The sequence below is a fragment of the Curtobacterium sp. VKM Ac-1376 genome (genome assembly GCF_015351025.1).
Classification (GTDB): Bacteria; Actinomycetota; Actinomycetes; order Actinomycetales; family Microbacteriaceae; genus Curtobacterium.
Genome location: NZ_JADKRV010000002.1, coordinates 367,036 through 385,960 on the forward strand (window position 1 = coordinate 367,036; position 18,925 = coordinate 385,960).

Sequence of the window (18,925 nt, forward strand, 5' to 3'; positions counted from 1 at the left end):
GCCGGCGGTTCCGGCACGCGCCTCTGGCCCATCACCAAGGGCATCAGCAAGCAGCTCATGCCGATCTACGACAAGCCGATGGTCTACTACCCGCTGTCGACGCTCATGATGGCCGGCGTCCGCGAGGTCCTCGTCATCACGACGCCGGAGTACAACGACCAGTTCCGGGCCCTGCTCGGCGACGGGTCGACCCTCGGGATGGAGATCCAGTACGCCGTGCAGCCGTCCCCGGACGGCCTCGCGCAGGCCTTCGTCATCGGCGAGGACTTCATCGGCGACGACAGCGTCGCGCTCGTCCTCGGCGACAACATCTTCCACGGCACGGGCCTCGGCACGAACCTGCGGAAGAACACCGAGGTGCAGGGCGCGACGATCTTCGCGTACCACGTCGCCGACCCGAAGGCGTACGGCGTCGTCGAGTTCGACGAGGACTTCACCGCCGTCTCCATCGAGGAGAAGCCGGCCGAGCCGAAGTCGAACTACGCCGTCCCCGGCCTGTACTTCTACGACAACAAGGTCATCGAGATCGCGAAGACGATCGAGCCGAGTGCCCGCGGGGAACTCGAGATCTCGACCGTCAACGAGCGCTACCTCGAGGCCGGCGAGCTCGGTGTCCAGGTCCTCGACCGCGGCACGGCCTGGCTCGACACCGGCACGTTCGAGTCGATGATGCAGGCGTCCGAGTACGTCAAGGTCATCGAGGACCGTCAGGGCTTCAAGATCGGCTGCATCGAGGAGATCGCCTGGCGCAACGGCTGGATCGACGACACCCAGCTCGCCGAACTCGCCGCACCGCTGGTCAAGGGCGGCTACGGCGTGTACCTGCAGCGACTCCTCGGCGTCTAGTCACGCGCGTGGCAGCCGGTTCGGGTTGGTTCGGCCGACGCCGCCGTCCGGACGCGACGGCCTCCGGCCACCCCGGCCTGGAGGCCCGTCCAGTGTCCGCGACGGCGGCGTCCGTCGTTCCCGTAGCCGGGTTCCCGGACCCGCTGCCGCAGCTGGACCACGACGTCACGGTCCTCGTCACGACCCGGTCCGACCGGCACGCCGAGGTCCCGCGACTCGTTTCGGTCGCCCGTGATGCCTTCGGCCGTGGGGTCGACGTCCGGGCCGTGAGCTACGTCGCGGACGCCTCGCCGATCGACCCCTTCGGCCGTCGGCTGCCCTGGGCCCGACCGGAACCGGTCGACGGGCTCGGCTCGGCGATCAATGCCGGGGTCGCAGCCGGCGTGGGCCGGACGCTCGTCCTGCTCGACACCTCGGTGTCGGTCGAGGTGCCGGCGCTGCACGCCCTCGCGGCGGCGGGCTCGGTCGCCCAGGCCCGGGTCCGGATGCCGGACGGCACGATCCGCTCCGGTGCCCGGCTGCTGCGCCCCGGCGCCCTGCCGTGGTCGGACAACCGCGCCGACACCGTGACCGGCGTCGACACCGTGTTCGCTGCGGACCAGCCGGTGCTCTCGGTGCCGGGGGCGGCGCTGGTGCCGGCACCGGGCCTCCCGGACGAACGCATGACTCTGACGGCCTGGACCCGCGCGGTCGCCGATGGCGACGGCGGACCGGTGCGCGTCGTCGGCGAGGCGACCCGCTCGGTCGAGGCCGGCCGCACCGTCGACGCCGCGACCGTCGACGCGTTCTCCGCCTGGAGCGACCGTGCGCCCGAGGGGAACCGGGTCGTCGCCGGCCCGCCGTTGCCGCCGTGGGGTGCCCGGCCGGTGTCCCCGGGTGCGCACGTGACCGGTGGCGACGCCGAGCACCTGACCTGGTCGCTGAAGATCGCCGCACCCGCCGGACCGGAGGGCGACGGGTGGGGCGACGTGCACTTCGCGGCCGAGCTGGCGGGAGCACTCGAGCGGCTCGGGCAGCACGTCCGGGTCGACCGGCGGGACGCCCACGTGCGGGACGACGATGCCTCCGACGACGTGACGCTCGTGATCCGCGGACTCGACCGGGTGCCGCCGAACCCGGCGTCGGTCAACCTGCTCTGGGTCATCAGCCACCCCGACGACGTCCGGGACACCGAGCTGCGGTCGTTCGATGCGGCGTTCGCTGCCGGGCCGGTCTGGGCTGCGAATGCTGCCGAGCGCTCGGGTGTGCCGGTGCGGACGCTGCTGCAGGCGACCGAACCCGCGGTGTTCCACCCGGGCGCGCGGTCAGCGGACGACGCAGACGCCGACCGCGTGGTCTTCGTCGGGTCGACGCGCGGGACCGCGCGACCGGTCGTGTCCGACGCGGTCTCGCTCGGCGCCGACCTGCGCGTGCACGGGCCCGGCTGGGACGGCACCGTGCCCGCCGCGATGCTCGGTGCGACGTCGTTGTCGCGAGCCGGGGTCGCGCGGGCCTACGCATCCGCGCGCGTGGTGCTGAACGACCACTGGCCGGACATGGCCGCCGGGGGGTTCGTGTCGAACCGGGTGTTCGACGTACTGGCGTCCGGGGGAGTCGTCGTGACGGACCCGGTGGCCGGGCTGTCCGGCGTGCTCGACGTGCCGACCCTGGCGGTGGCGGGTTCCCGCGACGAGCTCGCGGCCCTGCTCGATCCGGCGCGACCGTGGCCGTCCGGTGCCGAACGTGCCGCCGTGGCCGAGCGCATCGCAGCGGAGCACTCCTTCGACGCCCGGGCCCGCGTCCTGCTCGGGGCCGCGCGCGCCGAGCGCACGCGCCTGCACCCCCGCGCCGAACGCACGCGCCTGCACCCCCGCCCCTGACACCCGTCGGGTCCCCGACCCGCGAGTCGCCACGGAACCTGGTTCCGGAGGCACAGGGCTACTTGCGCGTGACCCAGCGGGCTCGGAGGGACAGGCCCGCGTGCAGGACGACGCGCAGTGGCCACAGCCACCATGCCCGGTACTTCCGCGACAGGAACCGGTAGGCGCTGCGGTGGTGCTCGATCTCCATCCGGCGCCGGTTCGACGACGTCGAGTGCGCGCCGGTGTGGGTGACCACGGCCGACGGCACGTAGACGTTGGCCCGACCGGAGCGGCCGACGCGCTGGCCCAGGTCGACGTCCTCGAAGTACATGAAGTACGACTCGTCGAACCCGTCGAGCTGACGGAACAGGTCCGTGCGGATGAGGAAGCACGCGCCGGAGAGCCAGCCCGCCTCGCGCTCGACGACCTTCGTGGTGGACCAGTACCGCTGACTCCACGGGTTCGCCGGCCAGAACCGCGAGAACGCCGCGTGGCCGAGGCCGGTGCGGAGCGAGGGGAGCTGCCGAGCGGACGGGTAGGTCTCGCCCTGGTCGTCGAGGATCCGGGGCCCGAACGACCCGCCTGACGGCAACCGGTCGGCCGCTGCGACGAGTTCGTCGATCGATCCCTCGCCGAGCACGACGTCGGGGTTCGTCACGAGCAGGAACTCCGGCCGCACGTCGGGCAGGACGTCGTCCAGGGCGCTCAGGGCCGCGTCGATGCCCCCGCCGTACCCGAGGTTGCCACCGGAGGACACCACGACCGCCCCGTAGGACTCACCGATGGCCCGGAGCGCGTCGATGTCCGCCGAACCGTTGTCCGCGATGACGACGGCGACCTCGTCCTTCGACGCACCGGCGACGCTCGCCAGGAACGGCCGGATGGTCTCGCCGGTGTTGTAGGTGACCGTCAGCACCGCGACCCGGGTCACCGTGCACCCCCGGCAGAACCAGCACCAGCACCGGTGGCGGCCCGGGCGACGTCCGAGTAGGCCGCAAGGTGCACGGCAGCGGTCGCGTCCCACGTGAACTCGTCCGCCCGCGCCAGCGCCGCCGCACGGTGGGAGGCCACGAGCAGCGGGTCGTCGAGCAGCCCCGCCATCGCGGACGCCAGCGACGGTGCCGACGGCTCGGCGTACACCGCGGCGTCGCCACCGACCTCGGGCAGCGACAGTCGCCGGGTGGTCAGGACGCAGGCGCCGGACGCCATCGCCTCGACGACCGGCAGGCCGAAGCCCTCGCCGAGCGACGGGTAGACGACGAACTCCGCACCGCCGAGGAACCCCGCGAGGTCCTCGAGCGGCAGGTAGCCGGCCTCGATCACGTGGTCGGTGGGCTGCAGGGCGTCGAGCCGTGCGATCGCGGCAGCGTCCCAGCCCCGTGCTCCGGAGAGCACGAGCCAGGGCGTCTCCGAGCCGGAGGCGGCGCGGGCGGCGCGCACCGAGGCGTAGGCGTCGAGCAGCGCGGTGACGTTCTTCCGCGGCTCGATGGTGCCGAGGAACGCCATCCAGGGCGCGCCCTCCGGCAGGGTCGCGGCGATCCGGGCGTCCTCGACCTCGGCCGTGGACGGCTCGTGGAACACGCCACGGTCGACCCCGAGCGGCGCGACGCGCACGTCGGCGCGGATGCCGCTGACCACGCGGGCGGCCTCGGTCGCGGTGGCTGCGCTCGGCACGATCACGACCGGCCGGGTGCGCAGCGACCGACGGCTCCACCAGGTGAAGAACGTGCGCTTCAGCCGCGAGTGCCACTCCGGGTTGGAGAAGAACGTGGCGTCGTGCAGCGTCACGACCGAACCGCCCCGCCAACCGAACGCGAACGTGTAGTGCGGCGAGTGCAGGACCTGGGCGCCGAGGCGACGGCCGAGCGCCGGCAGGCCGGTCTGCTCCCACAGGAACCGCAGTGGTACGGAGTCGGTCCAGGCCGGTGCGGTGTGCACGGTGGCGTGCGGCGCGATCGCGCGGAAGTGTGCGGCGTGCACGGGACGGACGACCAGGTGGACGTCGAGCGTCGGGTCCGTCAGGTGCGACACGACCCCTTCGGCGTAGCGCCCGACGCCGCCGAGGTTCTGCGGTACCGCGGTCCCGTCGACGAGGACGGTGAGCTGCGGCACGCGTGGTTCCTTCCGAACGGGGGCGCCACGGTCGGGTCCGTCGGCGGGGGAGTGACCAGGATAGCCCTCCGCGCTCATGCGCCCGGGTCCACGCTCCGGCGCGGGACGGACGCGCGCCGCGACTCGCGGAGCCGCCGCTCGAGGTGTGACGGGAGCGTCCCGACGACGTCCGCGAACGCTGCCAGGACGAGCCGGGCCTCCCGTCGGGTGGACGCGGCGAGCAGCCCGCGCAGGCCGCGGATGAGGGTGCGGGCGCTCGCCCGCAGGACGGTGGCCCACGGTGCGTGCCAGAGCGCGACGACGATCCGGTTCCGCGCGTTGCGGAAGAGGAACAGGTCGCTCTGCACCCCGGACGACGCCGAGTGGTCGTGCTCCACGACGGCGGCGGCCGCGTGTTCCACACGCCAGCCGCGTCGGCGGAGTCGCCACGCGAGTTCGGTGTCCTCGTAGTACATGAAGAGCGACTCGTCGAGCAGGCCGACGTCGTCGAGGGCGCTCCGTCGGAGTGCGGAGGCACCGCCGGAGAACCCGAACACGTCGACGTCGGCGACCCGGTCGACGGGCGCGAACCAGTCGCGGTCCATGCCGTTGCCGTCGTGGTCGACGCGCACGCCGGTCGAGTTGAGCCGGACCTCGCCGTCCGCGGACGGCGTCCACAGGCGGCCGTCGTGGTCGCGCAGCACGCGCTGGTCGGGGGCTGGCGCGGTACCGACCGGGAGGCGCGTCCAACGTCCGGCGAGCACGATGCGGCCCGTCACGGCGGCGACCTCGGGCCCCGCCTGCGCCAGGTGGTCGCGGAGCGCCGCGACGAAGCCGGGCGCGGGGACGGCGTCGTTGTTCAGGAGCACGACGACGTCGGCGTCCGCGTGCCGGATGCCGGTGTTCGCCCCCGCCGCGAAGCCGCCGTTGGAGTCGCGCGCGATCACGGTGGCGTCCGGCAGATCGCGACGGAGCACGGCGACGGAGTCGTCCGGCGACCCGTTGTCGACGACGACCACCTGGTCGGCCGCGCCCTCGGCGAGCACGGCACGGACGGCCGCGGTCGTCAGGTCGGCGCGTTCCCAGTTGACGACGATGACCGCGGTGCGGAGCGTGCCGTCGGTCGGACTCGTGCTGTCGGTGGGGCTCAGTCCAGCTCCTCGATCGATGGCTGGGCGTAGACCGTGCCGACGGCGTTGTCGAAGGCGGGCACCTCGAACGAATCGCACTCGGGCATGTCGTGCAGGTGGCGGCCGGCGGAGTCCATCATCGACACGTTGATGAAGTACTTGCCGGTGCCGAACGCGGTGTCGGCGATCCGCAGGCGGAGCTTCCGGCGACCGTGCAGCGGCTGCAGTTCGAGGCCCATGATGCCGGTTGTGGTGCCGTAGACGACCTGGCCGCCGGCGTTGTTGATCTGCACCGCGGCCTCCCAGTCGGCGATGCCGTCCAGGTGCTCGAACTCCATGTCCACGACGAGGTCGTCGCCGGGCATGACCTCGGCGCGGGGGTCCTTGCCGTCGACGTGGACGCTCGCCCCGAGGACCTTGCCGCGGCCGACGGCCACGTCGGTGCTGAGCTCGCCGTGGCGACGTTCCTCGAGGACCTCGCGGAACATGCTGACCGCGGCGACCGGGTCACCGTCGTGCAGGACCTTGCCCTTGTTGAGCAGGACCACGCGGTCGCACATCTCCTGCACCTGGCTGAGGGAGTGCGTGACGATGATGATCGTCTTGCCAGCCTCTTGGAAGGTGCGGATGCGGTCGAGGCACTTGCGCTGGAACGCCTCGTCGCCGACGGCCAGGACCTCGTCGACGAGCAGGACGTCGGGGTCGGTGTGCACGGCGACGGCGAAGGCGAGTCGCACGTACATGCCCGATGAGTAGAACTTGACCTGGGTGTCGATGAAGTCGCCGATCCCCGAGAAGGCCAGGATGTCGTCGAACTTCTCGTCGGTCTGCTTGCGGCTCAGGCCGAGCAGCGCCGCGTTGAGGTAGACGTTCTCGCGGCCCGACAGGTCGGGGTGGAAGCCGGCGCCGAGCTCGAGCAGTGCGGCGAGGCGGCCACGGCGCGCGACCGTGCCGGACGTCGGCTGGATGATGCCGCCGATCGCCTTGAGCAGGGTCGACTTGCCGGAGCCGTTCTGGCCGATGAGCCCGACGGTCGAGCCGGCCTGGATAGAAACGGTGACGTCGTCGAGGGCCCAGAAGTCCTGGCGGTGCTTGCGGCCGGCGCGGCCGAGCGTGACGATGCGCTCACGGAGTGTGTTGTCCTTGCGGACCGTGAAGCGCTTGCGGACGTGGTCGATGACGATGACGTCCGGCCGTTCGGCGGTTTCGGCGGTCGTCGTGGGCGAGACGGGGGTGCTGATGGCCATGGTCTACAGCTCCTGGGCGAAGTTGCCCTGCAGGCGGGAGAAGACCCGCTGCGCGCCGATCAGGCAGAGCACCCCGATGACGAACGCGATGCCGAGTCGGAGCATCAGGTGGTCCGGGTACTCGACCGGGGTCGGGTGCAGCCAGATGGCGTTCTGCAGGCCGAGCACCGACAGGGTCAGCGGGTTGTTCGTGTAGATCGCCAGGAGCCACCCGGCGTGCAGCTCCTTGATGACCATCGAGTACGAGTAGACGATCGGTGACGCCCAGAGCAGCACCATGAGGCCGACGTCGATCACGAACTGCACGTCGCGCAGGTACACGTTGAGCGCCGAGAGCACCAGGCCGATCGCCGCGCCGTAGACCAGGATCACGGCGAGCGAGGGGATGAGGTAGATCAGACCCTCGTGCCACGGGAAGACGCCGATGACCACCGTGGCCGCCAGCAGGATCGCGAACTGGATCGTGAAGTTCACGAGCGCGGCGCCGACGCTGGCGAGCGGGAAGACCTCGCGGGGAACGTAGACCTTCTTGATCAGCCCGGAGTTGCCGACGATCGATCCGGTGGACCCGGCGACGATCTCGCTGAAGAGCGTGTAGGCGGTCAGTCCGGTGAAGACGTAGATCGCGAAGTTGTCGATGCCGTGGGCGGCGCCGAGGACCTGGCCGATCACGAAGTAGTAGATCATCAGCTGGGTCAGCGGGCGCACGAGCGTCCAGACGAACCCGAGTGCCGAGTCCTTGTACCGGGCCTTCAGGTCGCGTCGGACGAGCATCCCGAGCATCTCGCGCTGGCGGAAGACATCGCGCAGCTCGCGCCCGGTTCCGCGGAAGGCGCTCGTCGGGGCGCCGATCACGACGAGGGGTTCGTTCGCGAGCGCCGTCATGCGGGCTTGATCGACCATACGTCTCTTCGTTCGTGGGGGCAGGACCGGAACAGCATACTCACCGGGCCCGCGGGACAGCGTTGGGCGACGGTCGTCGTGCACCCCGAGTGGGGGTGATTCCGACCGATCCAACCCTCAACCTTCACTTTCGAGTTACCGTTGACGCAACCCGGACCCTTGTCAACACCTTCAGGACGGCCCGTCAGCATGCTCCTCGCATCCAGGCCGATCGCTGCGTTCGCGGTGGTCGGTGCACTCAGTCTCCTCGTGACCGGTTGTTCCGGCGTTGGCGACGACGCGACCCCGTCGCCGTCCGTGTCCGCGTCAGCATCACGCACCCCGAGTGCGACCCCCACCACCGATGACTCCGCTTCGGCCTCGCCCACCGGCACCACGTCCTCGCCCGCCGACGACGTCTCGGCGGACCCCGACGACGACACCCCCGGTGCGTTCCCCGGCAGCGGCGCAACGAACGAGCCCGACACCGACCCGTCGGACTTCCCGGCAACGGCCGTCGTGACCTACGCCGGCTGGGACACCGGGTCGAAGACACTGCAGGCCGGTGGTCTCGTCTCCGGCACCACCGACGCCAGCGGGAAGTGCACCTTCACCGCGAAGAAGAGCGGCGTGACCCGCACTGCGACGGGCACCGCACAGGCGAGCGCCTCGTCGGTGAACTGTGCCCAGGTGTCGTTCCCCGCGGCACAGGTGCCGAGCGGCACCTGGTCCGTCACCCTGACCTACGCCGTCGGCTCCGCGTCGACGGCGTCCGAGCCCATGCCAGCCGAGGTGCCGTGATGCGTCCCACCCGTTCCCCCCGCCGTTCTCTCCGGAGCTCCCTTGCTCTCGTCGCGGCATTCGCCGTCGCCGCCAGCGGGCTGACCTTCGGCACGATCCTGTCCGAGCAGACCACTGCCGAGTCGGCGTCGGCCGCGGTCGCCGGTGACTTCGACCCGGGCAACATCATCAGCGACGCGAACTTCTACAACGGCTCGGCGATGAGCGCCTCGGCCGTGCAGTCGTTCCTGACGAGCGTCGCACCGAACTGCAAGAAGGCCTCCGGCGGCCCTGCTTGCCTGAAGGACTTCTCGCAGAACATGAGCGCGATCAGCGCTGTCTCCGGACGCTGCGCCGCGATCTCGGGCGGCACGAAGTCCGCTGCGACGATGATCGCCCAGGTCGGCGCCGCGTGCGGCATCAGCCAGAAGGTGCTCCTCGTGCTCCTGCAGAAGGAACAGGGCATCGTCACGACGTCCTCGCCGACGTCCTACATGTACCTGCACGCCACGGGCTTCGCGTGCCCGGACACCGCCCCGTGCGACCCGGCGTACTACGGCTTCGGCCAGCAGGTCTACGCCGCTGCCCTGCAGTTCAAGCGGTACCAGGCGTCGCCGACCTCGTGGGCGTACCAGGCGGGCCGGACCAACTCGATCCTGCTCAACCCGAACGCGGCGTGCGGCCGCAAGTCCGTCTACATCCAGAACCAGGCGACGGCCGCGCTGTACATCTACACGCCGTACACCCCGAACGCAGCAGCGATGTCGAACCTCTACGGCACCGGCGACAGCTGCTCCGCGTACGGCAACCGCAACTTCTGGCGCATGTACACCGACTGGTTCGGCTCGCCGACCGGCGGTGGCAACCCGTACGGCAACGTGGACTCCGTCACCCCGAGCTCGACCTCGTCCATCACGGTCACCGGCTGGGCGGTCGACCCCGACACCTCCAGCGCCCTCCGTGTCGCGTTCTACGTGGACGGCGACGGCGCGAAGACCGTCACCGCGAACGTGGCCAGGAGCGATCTGGCGACCAACCTGGGAGCAGGCAACACCGCGCACGGATTCGCCACCGAACTGACCGGGCTGTCGGTCGGCGCGCACTCCGTCTGCACCTACGCGATCAACCAGGGTGCGGGCGGCAACACCCTGCTCGGCTGCTACACACGGACGATCACGAGTGCCGCGCCGAAGGGCGTCCTGGACTCGGTGACGGGCGGCGCCGGCACGATCTCCGCGAGCGGCTGGGTCCTCGATCCGGACTCGTCGAAGCCCGCCCCCTGGAAGATCCTCGTCGACGGCACGAGCCGTGCGACCGGTACCACCGACAAGACACGCAGCGACGTGGCGAAGGTGTACCCGGGCGTCGGCAGCACCCTCGGCTTCTCGACGACGATGGGCGGCATCACGCCGGGTGACCGCGTCGTGGCGCTGTACACGCAGGACAAGCCGGGCACGGGCTACGTCAAGGTCGCCACGAAGACCGTTTCCGTGAGCGCCCCCACGACGGGCAAGACCGGCAAGACCGGTTCGCTCCGTGGCTCCTACGATTCGGTGACCGGCGGCGTGGGAACCGCCACGGTGCGCGGTTGGGCGATCGACCCGGACGTGTGGGACCCGGTCAAGTACAAGATCCACATCGACGGCGTCAGCACGAACAGCGGCACCGCGAACGCCACCCGCACCGATGTCGAGGCGGAGCACCCGACCTGGGGCTCCGACGTCGGCCTGGCACTGCGTCTGACCGGGCTGAGCGCCGGGGAGCACACCGTGCGGCTCTACTTCCAGGAACTGCCGAGCGGGACGTACAAGAGCTTCGGTACGAAGACGGTGACCGTGACCTCGGACACGGCGCCCACCTCCGGGACGACCGGCGAGACCGGCAAGACCGGCTCGGTCAAGGGTGCGTACGAATCGGTCACCGGCGGCAACGGGACCATCACCGTCAAGGGCTGGGCGGTCGACCCCGACGTGTGGGACCCGGTCAAGTACAAGATGCACCTGGACGGCGTCGCGATCACGCCCGGCACGGTGAACGCGACCCGCGCGGACGTCGCGAAGAGCTACCCGGGCTGGGGTTCCGACGTCGGTCTGTCGCGGGTGCTCACCGGGCTGAAGCCCGGCACACACACGGTGCGGGTCTACTACCAGGACCTGCCGAGCGGGACGTACAAGAGCTTCGGCACGAAGTCGGTGACCGTGACCTCGGCCACGGTGCCCACTTCCGGCACCACGGGCGCGACCGGCACCACCGGCTCGGTCAAGGGCTCGTACGAGTCGGTCACCGGCGGGAAGGGAGCCATCGTCGTCCGCGGCTGGGCGGTCGACCCGGACGTCTGGGACCCGGTCGAGTACAAGATCCACCTGGACGGCGTCGCGATCACCCCCGGCACCGTGAGCTCGACGCGGACCGACGTGCAGAAGGTGTACCCGGGCTGGGGATCGGACGTGGGGCTGTACCGGAAGCTGACCGGTCTGAAGGCCGGCACGCACACCGTGCGCATCTACTACCAGGACCTGCCGAGCGGGACGTACAAGAGCTTCGGTACGAAGACGGTGACCGTGCAGTAGACGGTCACCCACGACGGACGGGAGGCCCGTGGCGGTGTCGCCACGGGCCTCCCGTCCGTCGTGTGGTCGCGCGCGGACGTCAGCGGCGCACGCGGCGGGCCATCAGGCCCACACCGTGCAGCAGGCGGTACTCGGGCGACCGGGTGAGGCCCTCGAACCGGGCGGCGATCTGGTCGCGCTCCGCCTCGGCCAGCCGCCGGGCGGTGTCGTAGGAGCCGACCTGCTGCTCGGACGCGACCAGGCGCGCGTTGATGTCGTGCACGCCCGCCAGGTGCACGTCGCGGTCGTGCTCGGCCTGCCGCAGTGTCTCGCGCTGGGCGGTCGCCCAGCGCAGGAACGCGCCGCGCTCGCCGCTCCGACCCGAGGCGGCCGCGACGGCTGCGTCGAGCGACGGGCCGACCTGCTCGGCACGGGAGCGGAACGAGTGTCGCTCGACGACCACGGCGCGGAGCCGCGCGACCAGTGCGGTGCGCTCGTCCCGTGGCATCGCGAGCGCGCGGTCGAGCGAGGCGGCATCGTCGAACACCGGCACGTCGGACAGCCCGAGCTCGTCGAGTCCGAGGGCGCAGTCGGTGACGGGCAGCGCGCCGGACGCGAGCGACTCGAACAGGCGGGAGTTCAGGGTGCCGTACTCGGCGGCCGGGTCGATGACGTCGTCGACGACGAAGCCGGCGGCGCGGTACACCTCGGGCAGGGCGAAGTAGGACACCGCGGGACGCAGCTCGACGCCGGCGGAGGCCTCGACGTGGTCGACGTTCGCGGCGAACCAGACGATCGGCTCGGCTGGGGCGACCTCGGCCAGGACGTCCTGCACGCGGCGGCGGACGCCCCAGAAGTTGACGGTCGTGACGGCGCGGTCGGTGCGCTCGCGGGGGGCGGGCGTGTCGGAGGTGAACAGCTCCGTGTCGACGCCGATCGGCACGACCTCGACCGGTCCGCTGTAGGCCGCGGCGATCGCGTCGCGGGCGATGCCGGACGAGGTCCAGACGCCGTCGAACTCGTCCAGGTAGGGCAGCGCCGCCCACTTCGCCGTCCAGTTCCGCACCCACGCCACCAGGGCGGTGCCGGCGGGGACGTACCCGGGGACGAACGACTCGAGCATGCTCACGACGACGGTGGTGTCGGCGGGCAGTTCCTCGCCCCAGCGGGTGAGCGGCCACATCGCGACACCCCAGCCCTCGGCGCGGAGCGCCCGCGCCAGCCCGAGCGCGACGAACAGGTCGCCCTTGCCCTCGGCCGGATCGGCGGTCGACACCGCGAAGCGGATCGTCCCCCGCGGGCCCTCGGCATGCGCACCGGCCGCGATGGCCGCGTAGTCAGCACGGAGGGGAGAGGACATGGGGGTGCTCGGGATCACTGCGGTCACGCACGCCATTCTGCACGAATCGGCAGCGCCGGCAGGGAGTCGCGGGGCGCGCCTTGTAGGGTGTCATCGGCCCGCGGTACCCCGCGGGCCGAGCCATCGACCCGCGCTCGTGCGCGGCAGCTGCTGGAGGAATTCCCGTGACAGAGCGCAAGCCGGGAGTCGTGTCCGTCATCCTCGTGAACTACAAGGGCACGGACGACACCCTGACGAGCATCGCGGAGCTCCGCAAGCAGGACTGGCCGCAGGACAAGCTCGAGGTGATCGTCGTCGAGAACGGTTCCGGCCCGGAGCACCTCGGGCGTCTGAAGGCCTCGGCCCTCGACTTCACCCTGATCGACGCGGGTGCCAACCTCGGGTTCACCGGTGGCTGCAACCTCGGCGTCGAGAAGTCCTCCGGCGAGATCGTCGCGTTCCTCAACAACGACGCCCGTCCGGACACCGGCTGGGTGCGCGAGGCGATGGCCACGTTCGCCTCCGGCGCCGACATCGGTGCCGTCGCCTCGAAGGTCCTCGACTGGGAGGGCGTCAACGTCGACTTCACCGAGGCCGCGATGACCTGGTACGGCATGGGGTACAAGCCCTTCGCCGGCTCCCCGGACACCGGCCGCTGGGAGAGCGAGACCGACGTCCTGTTCGGCACCGGTGCCGCGATGTTCGTCCGCGCCGAGCTCTTCGAGCAGCTCGACGGGTTCGACGACCGCTACTTCATGTTCTACGAGGACGTCGACCTCGGCTGGCGGCTCAACCTGCTCGGGTGGCGGTTCCGCTACCAGCCGAAGTCCGTCGCCTTCCACAAGCACCACGCGTCGATGAACAAGTTCGGCGACTTCCGCGAGACCTACCTGCTCGAGCGGAACGCCCTGTTCACGCTCTACAAGAACCTCGGTGACGAGCAACTCGCCGCCGCCCTGCCCGGGTCGCTGGCGCTCGCCGTCCGCCGTGCCGTGGGCCGCGGGGAACTCGACTCCACCGAACTCGACCTGCGCAACCCGGGCGACGACAGCGTCCCCACGATCCCGGTGCCGAAGACGAGCATGGCGGGCATCTACGGCGTCGACCAGTTCGTCGAGCAGCTGCCGTCGATGACCGAGTCCCGCCGTCAGATCCAGGCGACCCGTGTCCGCAGCGACCGCGAGCTCCTCCGCCTGTTCGGCAACCGCGACGAGCCCGCGTACCCGATCGAGAACTACCTGGCCGGCTACGACAAGATCGTGCACTCCCTCGGCGTGCTCGAGGTCGGCACCCGCCGCCGCGTCCTCATCGTCACGGGCGACTCGATCGGTGCGAAGATGGCCGGTCCCGCCATCCGTGCGACCCAGATGGCGAAGCAGCTCGCCTCCGAGCACGACGTCCGCGTGGTCAGCCTGACCCGGTCGTCGCCGATCGACCCGTCGTACGAGGTCGTCACCGTGCCGCACCGCCATCCGCGTCAGATGGTGGAGCACGAGGGCTGGGCCGACGTCATCATCGTGCAGGGCCACGCGCTCCGCCTGTTCCCGGTGCTCGAGTCGACGAGCAAGATCCTGGTCGTCGACGTGTACGACCCCCTGCACCTCGAGCAGCTCGAGCAGGGCCGCAGCGACGACGTCGACAAGTGGAACCGCCAGATCCTCGACGCCTCGGACACGCTGAACCACCAGCTCGAGCTCGGCGACTACTTCATCTGCGCCTCCGAGCGCCAGCGCATGTTCTGGCTCGGGCAGCTCGCCGGCTCCGGCCGGGTGAACGCCCGCACGTACTCGCGGGACGCCGACCTCCGCTCGCTCATCGGCGTCGTGCCGTTCGGCCTGTCCTCGACCCCGCCGGTGCACGACCAGCAGCGGGTCAAGGGCGTGGTCCCGGGCATCGGCAAGAACGACAAGCTCGTCGTCTGGGGCGGTGGGATCTACGACTGGTTCGACCCGATCACCCTGGTCCGCTCGATCGCACGGCTCGCCGAGCGTCGACCGTCGGTCAAGCTCTTCTTCATGGGCGTGCAGCACCCCAACCCCGACGTCCCCGAGATGGACATCGTGGCGAAGGTCCGTGCCGAGGCCGACGCCCTCGGGCTCACCGGCAAGCACGTGTTCTTCAACGACCAGTGGATCCCGTACGAGGAGCGTGGCGCCTACCTGCTCGAGGCCGACGCCGGCGTCTCGACGCACTACGAACACCTCGAGACCACCTTCTCGTTCCGCACCCGCATCCTCGACTACCTGTGGGCGCGTCTGCCGATCGTCACGACCGCCGGCGACTCCTTCGGTGACCTCGTCGCCGAGGAGAAGCTCGGCATCGCGGTGCACGAGCAGGACATCGACGGCCTGGCCGCCGCCCTCGAGACCGCCCTGTTCGACAAGAAGGCCCGCACCGAGTTCATCGGCAACGTCGATCGGGTGCGCGAGCAGTTCACGTGGGAGAACGTCCTCGCCCCGCTCGTCGAGTTCTGCCGGAACCCGATCCGCGCCGCTGACAAGTCGGTGCGCGACACCACCTCGTCGATCGAACCGCACAGGATGCGCGTGCGCGTGCCGGAGCGCAAGAAGCTCTCCGGTGTCCGCTACGACGTCGGCCGCGCGGTGCACTACCTCCGCACCGAGGGCCCGCGCAGCGTCGCCGGCAAGGTCAAGCGGCGCCTCGGCAACCGGTGACCCCGGTCGAGACCACGGCGCTGGTCATCGTCCCGACGTACGACGAGGCCGAGAACGTCCGCGCCATCGTGTCCGCGGTCCTGACGGCGTCGCCGGATGTCCACGTGCTCGTCGTCGACGACGGCAGCCCGGACGGTACCGGTGACATCGTGCGGTCCATTGCCGTCGAGGACGACCGGGTGCACCTGCTGCAGCGCTCGGGCAAGCTCGGGCTCGGCACGGCGTACGTGGCGGGGTTCCGCTGGGGCCTCGAGCGCGGCTACCCGCTGCTGGTCGAGATGGACGCCGACGGGTCACACCCGGCCGACCGGCTGCCGGCCCTCGTCGGCGCCGTGACCTCGTCCGACGACGTCCTGCTCGCCATCGGGTCCCGTTGGGTGCCCGGCGGCGCGGTCGTGGACTGGCCGCTCCGGCGCCAGGCGCTCAGTCGCAGCGCGAACACCTACGCGCGGTGGATGCTCCGGCTGGACGTGCGGGACATCACGGCGGGGTACCGGGTCTACCGTTCCTCGGCGATCGCGCGGATGGACCTCGGGTCCGTCGACTCGAAGGGGTACTGCTTCCAGGTCGACATGACCCTGCGCGTGGACGCCCTCGGCGGGCGCATCGTCGAGGTGCCGATCCGCTTCCGGGACCGTGTGCACGGGGTCTCGAAGATGAGCCGGTCCATCGTGCTCGAGGCGATGCTCCGCGTCACCCAGTGGGGGCTGCAGCGCCGTCTCGGTCGCCGCACGCGCCCCTGAGACCCGCACCGCGCCTCCCGGCCCGTCAGTGGACCGCGCGCGGCAGGTGCCGACGCCACGAGCGCCGCCGTGCGGCGATCACGAGCACCGTCACGAAGAACATCAGCCCGGCGCCGTGCAGCAGGTAGCTCTCCGCGGCACTCGTGACGGCCAGCAGCACGAGCACCGAGGCCGGCCACACGTACGCCACCCCCGGGAACGTCGTCGCCGTCACCCACGCCCGCGCGAACGCGAGCAGCGCCGTGACGCCGAGGAGGATCGTGCCCGCGAACCCGATCTGCAGCCAGGCGTCGACGAACGCGTTCAGGCCCGAGGTGAACCGGACGCCCGCCGGGTCGATGAGCGTCACGTAGGGCACCACGGGCTCCGTGGGCCAGGTGCCGACCCAGCCCCAGCCCTGGATCGGGTAGCGCTCGACGAGCACCCGGATCTGGGACCAGAGGTCGATGCGCGTCGCCGTCCCTCCGGCGGCCCCGATCTCGGCGAGCAGTCGGTGCCGGGCGACCACCCCGACGACGAAGGTCAGCAGCACCGCGGCGCCGAGCACGCCGTTGACCACCGGTCTGGTCGCCGGTCTGGCGTGCCGGAGGGACCAGAGCGCCAGGGCGGTCACCGCGAGGGCGATCATCGCGAGCCCGGTGATGGGGGACTGCACGAGCATCAGCGCGATGACGGCGAGGGTGGTCGAGCCGATCGCCCGCCAGACGGTGACCGAGCGGGTGAGGAACTCCACGACGAAGGTGACGAGGGCCATCGCGGCGATGAACCCCATGAAGTTGCGGGTGCCGCCGATGCCCTGGATCGGGCCGCCGTACGCGATGTCGCCGCGGATCCCGAACGCGGGGAACGGAACGTCGAGGATCAGGCCTGACAGGACCTCGAGCCCGAGGGCCGTCACGAGCAGGATGCGGAAGGCGTCGCCGGACGCCCGGATCACCTGCACGAGGTCGCGACCCAGCGCCAGGTACAGCCCGAGGCCGATGGAGCACACCGTCTGCACCAGGCCGCGGAGCGCCAGCCAGGAGTACTCGCTCCAGAGCACGCTCAGCGCGCAGTAGCCGACGAAGGCCAGCAGGGACAGGGGGAGGACGCCGTGCCACTCGATCCGGTAGCGCTGCCCGAGCAGGCTCAGCCCCGCGAGCACGAACAGCGTCACGAGCACCGCCCAGGTCCCCGCCTGGCCGACCAGGGCCTCGACGGTGGGCTGCCCGAACCCGAACAGCACGATGACCGTCGCGAGCGCCTGGCTGAACCGTCCACCGGCCGAGAAGCCGATCCAGGCGGACAGGTACCGGCGCCCGAGCACGTTCCTGCTCACCCGGCCGTCCGTCACGCGTCCATCTTGGCGCACGACCTTGTGACGAGCCGCCCGCATCGCGGTGTGGCTGTATCGACGATGCGAGATGCCCGAACTATCCTCAGCCCATGGACCTCGTGCGCAGGGTCGCCGGCGTCCCCCTCGTCGCGGTCGCCCTCGGCCTGCTCGCGACCGCCCTGGCTTGGTACCGGCTCGGCCCCGTGCCCCGGAACACCGTGTGGGCCGAGGACGGCGGCGTGTTCCTGCGGGAGCGCATCGCGATGGGGCCCGTCGACACCCTGCTGCACCCGTACGCCGGCTACGTGCACCTGCTGCCGCGGCTCGTCGTCGACCTCGGGTACGCCCTGCCGCCCGCGCGGTACGCCCAGGCCGTCGCCCTGGCCTCGTGCCTGGTCGTCGGCGGTGTCTGTGCCCTGGTGTTCGTGCTGTCCCGCGACGTCGTCCGCCCGTGGCCGTTCCGGCTCGTCCTCGCGGCCGTGCCCGTCGTCCTGCCGCTCGCGCCGTACGAGATCAGCGGCAACGCTGCCAACCTGCACTGGTACGTGCTCATCCTGGTGCCCTGGGTGTTCGCGCGCCGCAGCCGCTCCTGGTGGGGCGCAGCGGCGCTCGCCGTGGTCGCGGGTGCGGCCGTGCTCACGGAACCGCTGACGGCGCTGTTCACGCCCCTGCTGCTCCTGGCCTGGTCCACTCGCGGCACCGGTTCCAGCAGCCGGGTGCCGGCCGCGATCGATCGTCTGCGTGCGCTGCCGGTCACCGCGGTGGCGCTCGCCGGGCTGGCCGTGCAGGGCGTCACGACGCTCACGAGCCCCCGGGACGTCCCCGCGGGATTCCCTGCGGTGGGCGACGTCCTCGCGGGCTGGGTGCTGCGACCGGTGGCCGGTGCGTGGGACCCGCACCTCGGAGCGGTCCTGGCGGCCGTCGTCGGGCACGGCTGGGCCGTCCTCCTCGTCCCCGTCGTTGCACTCGTGCTCGTCCTGGCAGCGGCCGTGGTGGTCGGCCCTGCCCGGGTCCGCTGGATGGTCACAGCGCTCGCGGCTGCGTCCCTCGCCGTCTGGTGGGCCGCTCTGCTGGCCAACGGCGGTGTCGGCGTCCGGTGGTCGGTGCCGGAGAGCGCGATGACCGCCCTGCCGCCGCAGCGCTACGCCGCAGCGGCCGGCCTGCTGCTGGTGAGCGCCGCCGTGGTCGCCGCCGCCGCGCTGGTCGACCCGGAACGGTGGTCACGTGCCGCGGTGCGGACGGGAGGCGCCGGTCGCCTCCTCGGGGCGCTGGCCGGCTGGTGCGTGCTCACCGCGGTCGTCGCGGCCGCCGTGCTGCACGTCGCGCCGGGGGAGACACGGCGGAGCGACGGTCCGGTGTGGGCCGGACAGCTGCCGGGCGCTGCCGAGGCGTGTCGGGAGGACCCGTCACTCGAGGTCGCCCGGGTGCGGTCGAACCCCTGGTCGTCGCCGGTCGCGTGCTCGTGGCTGTCCCGCTGACCCGCGCGC

The 18,925-nt window shown here is 71.4% G+C and carries 14 protein-coding genes; 7 read left to right on the forward strand and 7 right to left on the reverse strand.

Going from position 1 to position 18,925, the window contains the following annotated elements; genetic code table 11:
• Together rfbA and ITJ56_RS04695 are read left to right on the forward strand one after the other, a co-directional pair.
• Nucleotides 1-846: glucose-1-phosphate thymidylyltransferase RfbA (gene rfbA / locus ITJ56_RS04690; protein ID WP_194628131.1), on the forward strand; the 846-nt coding region annotated here is incomplete at its 5' end.
• 8 nt (nucleotides 847-854) lie between these two features.
• The gene (locus ITJ56_RS04695; protein WP_194628133.1) at nucleotides 855-2,705 is read left to right on the forward strand and encodes a glycosyltransferase family protein; all 1,851 of its coding nucleotides are present in this window, start codon (nucleotides 855-857) and stop codon (nucleotides 2,703-2,705) included.
• A gap of 58 nt (nucleotides 2,706-2,763) precedes the next feature.
• On the opposite strand, the gene ITJ56_RS04700 is transcribed toward ITJ56_RS04695, so the two are convergent.
• The 5 genes from ITJ56_RS04700 to ITJ56_RS04720 form a co-directional block, all read right to left on the reverse strand.
• Nucleotides 2,764-3,618 (reverse strand): glycosyltransferase family 2 protein, encoded by an 855-nt coding sequence (locus ITJ56_RS04700; RefSeq protein WP_194628135.1) that lies wholly within the window; start codon nucleotides 3,616-3,618, stop codon nucleotides 2,764-2,766.
• Complete coding sequence (locus ITJ56_RS04705; protein ID WP_323749714.1) at nucleotides 3,615-4,799, reverse strand: glycosyltransferase family 1 protein; 1,185 nt, start codon at nucleotides 4,797-4,799, stop codon at nucleotides 3,615-3,617. Before ITJ56_RS04705 ends, ITJ56_RS04700 begins: the two co-directional genes overlap by 4 nt.
• 74 nt (nucleotides 4,800-4,873) lie before the next feature.
• Complete coding sequence (locus ITJ56_RS04710) at nucleotides 4,874-6,007, reverse strand: glycosyltransferase family 2 protein (protein WP_323749715.1); 1,134 nt, start codon at nucleotides 6,005-6,007, stop codon at nucleotides 4,874-4,876.
• Nucleotides 5,926-7,155 carry an ABC transporter ATP-binding protein gene (locus ITJ56_RS04715; RefSeq protein ID WP_194628139.1) on the reverse strand — a complete coding sequence of 410 codons (1,230 nt, stop codon included), beginning with the start codon at nucleotides 7,153-7,155 and terminating at the stop codon, nucleotides 5,926-5,928. Before ITJ56_RS04715 ends, ITJ56_RS04710 begins: the two co-directional genes overlap by 82 nt.
• 3 nt (nucleotides 7,156-7,158) lie before the next feature.
• On the reverse strand, nucleotides 7,159-8,058 hold the full coding sequence (locus ITJ56_RS04720) for an ABC transporter permease (protein ID WP_194628141.1): 900 nt from the start codon (nucleotides 8,056-8,058) through the stop codon (nucleotides 7,159-7,161).
• A 189-nt stretch (nucleotides 8,059-8,247) separates the two neighbouring features.
• Here ITJ56_RS04720 and ITJ56_RS04725 point away from each other — a divergent pair, with 189 nt between their 5' ends.
• A complete protein-coding gene (locus ITJ56_RS04725) occupies nucleotides 8,248-8,838 on the forward strand; it encodes a hypothetical protein (protein WP_194628143.1) in 591 nt (196 codons plus the stop codon).
• Entirely contained in the window at nucleotides 8,838-11,387 is a 2,550-nt protein-coding gene (locus tag ITJ56_RS04730) for a hypothetical protein (RefSeq protein WP_194628145.1), read from the forward strand. The genes ITJ56_RS04725 and ITJ56_RS04730 overlap by 1 nt, the downstream gene beginning before the upstream one ends.
• A 79-nt stretch (nucleotides 11,388-11,466) precedes the next feature.
• Here the strand turns inward: ITJ56_RS04730 and ITJ56_RS04735 are convergent, their stop codons facing one another.
• On the reverse strand, nucleotides 11,467-12,753 hold the full coding sequence (locus tag ITJ56_RS04735; protein ID WP_194628147.1) for a glycosyltransferase family protein: 1,287 nt from the start codon (nucleotides 12,751-12,753) through the stop codon (nucleotides 11,467-11,469).
• Nucleotides 12,754-12,890: 137 nt separating this feature from the next.
• On the opposite strand from ITJ56_RS04735, the gene ITJ56_RS18835 reads away from it, so the two are divergent.
• Both ITJ56_RS18835 and ITJ56_RS04745 read left to right on the forward strand, forming a co-directional pair.
• Entirely contained in the window at nucleotides 12,891-15,380 is a 2,490-nt protein-coding gene (locus ITJ56_RS18835) for a glycosyltransferase (RefSeq protein WP_194628148.1), read from the forward strand.
• A complete protein-coding gene (locus tag ITJ56_RS04745; RefSeq protein ID WP_194628149.1) occupies nucleotides 15,377-16,123 on the forward strand; it encodes a polyprenol monophosphomannose synthase in 747 nt (248 codons plus the stop codon). The genes ITJ56_RS18835 and ITJ56_RS04745 overlap by 4 nt, the downstream gene beginning before the upstream one ends.
• 25 nt (nucleotides 16,124-16,148) lie before the next feature.
• Here ITJ56_RS04745 and ITJ56_RS04750 read toward each other — a convergent pair whose 3' ends face one another.
• Complete coding sequence (locus ITJ56_RS04750; protein ID WP_228517130.1) at nucleotides 16,149-17,456, reverse strand: O-antigen ligase family protein; 1,308 nt, start codon at nucleotides 17,454-17,456, stop codon at nucleotides 16,149-16,151.
• A 92-nt stretch (nucleotides 17,457-17,548) separates the two neighbouring features.
• Here ITJ56_RS04750 and ITJ56_RS04755 point away from each other — a divergent pair, with 92 nt between their 5' ends.
• Nucleotides 17,549-18,916, forward strand: coding sequence for a hypothetical protein (locus tag ITJ56_RS04755; protein WP_194628151.1), 1,368 nt, complete (start codon nucleotides 17,549-17,551; stop codon nucleotides 18,914-18,916).
• The last annotated feature ends 9 nt before the right edge of the window (nucleotides 18,917-18,925 follow it).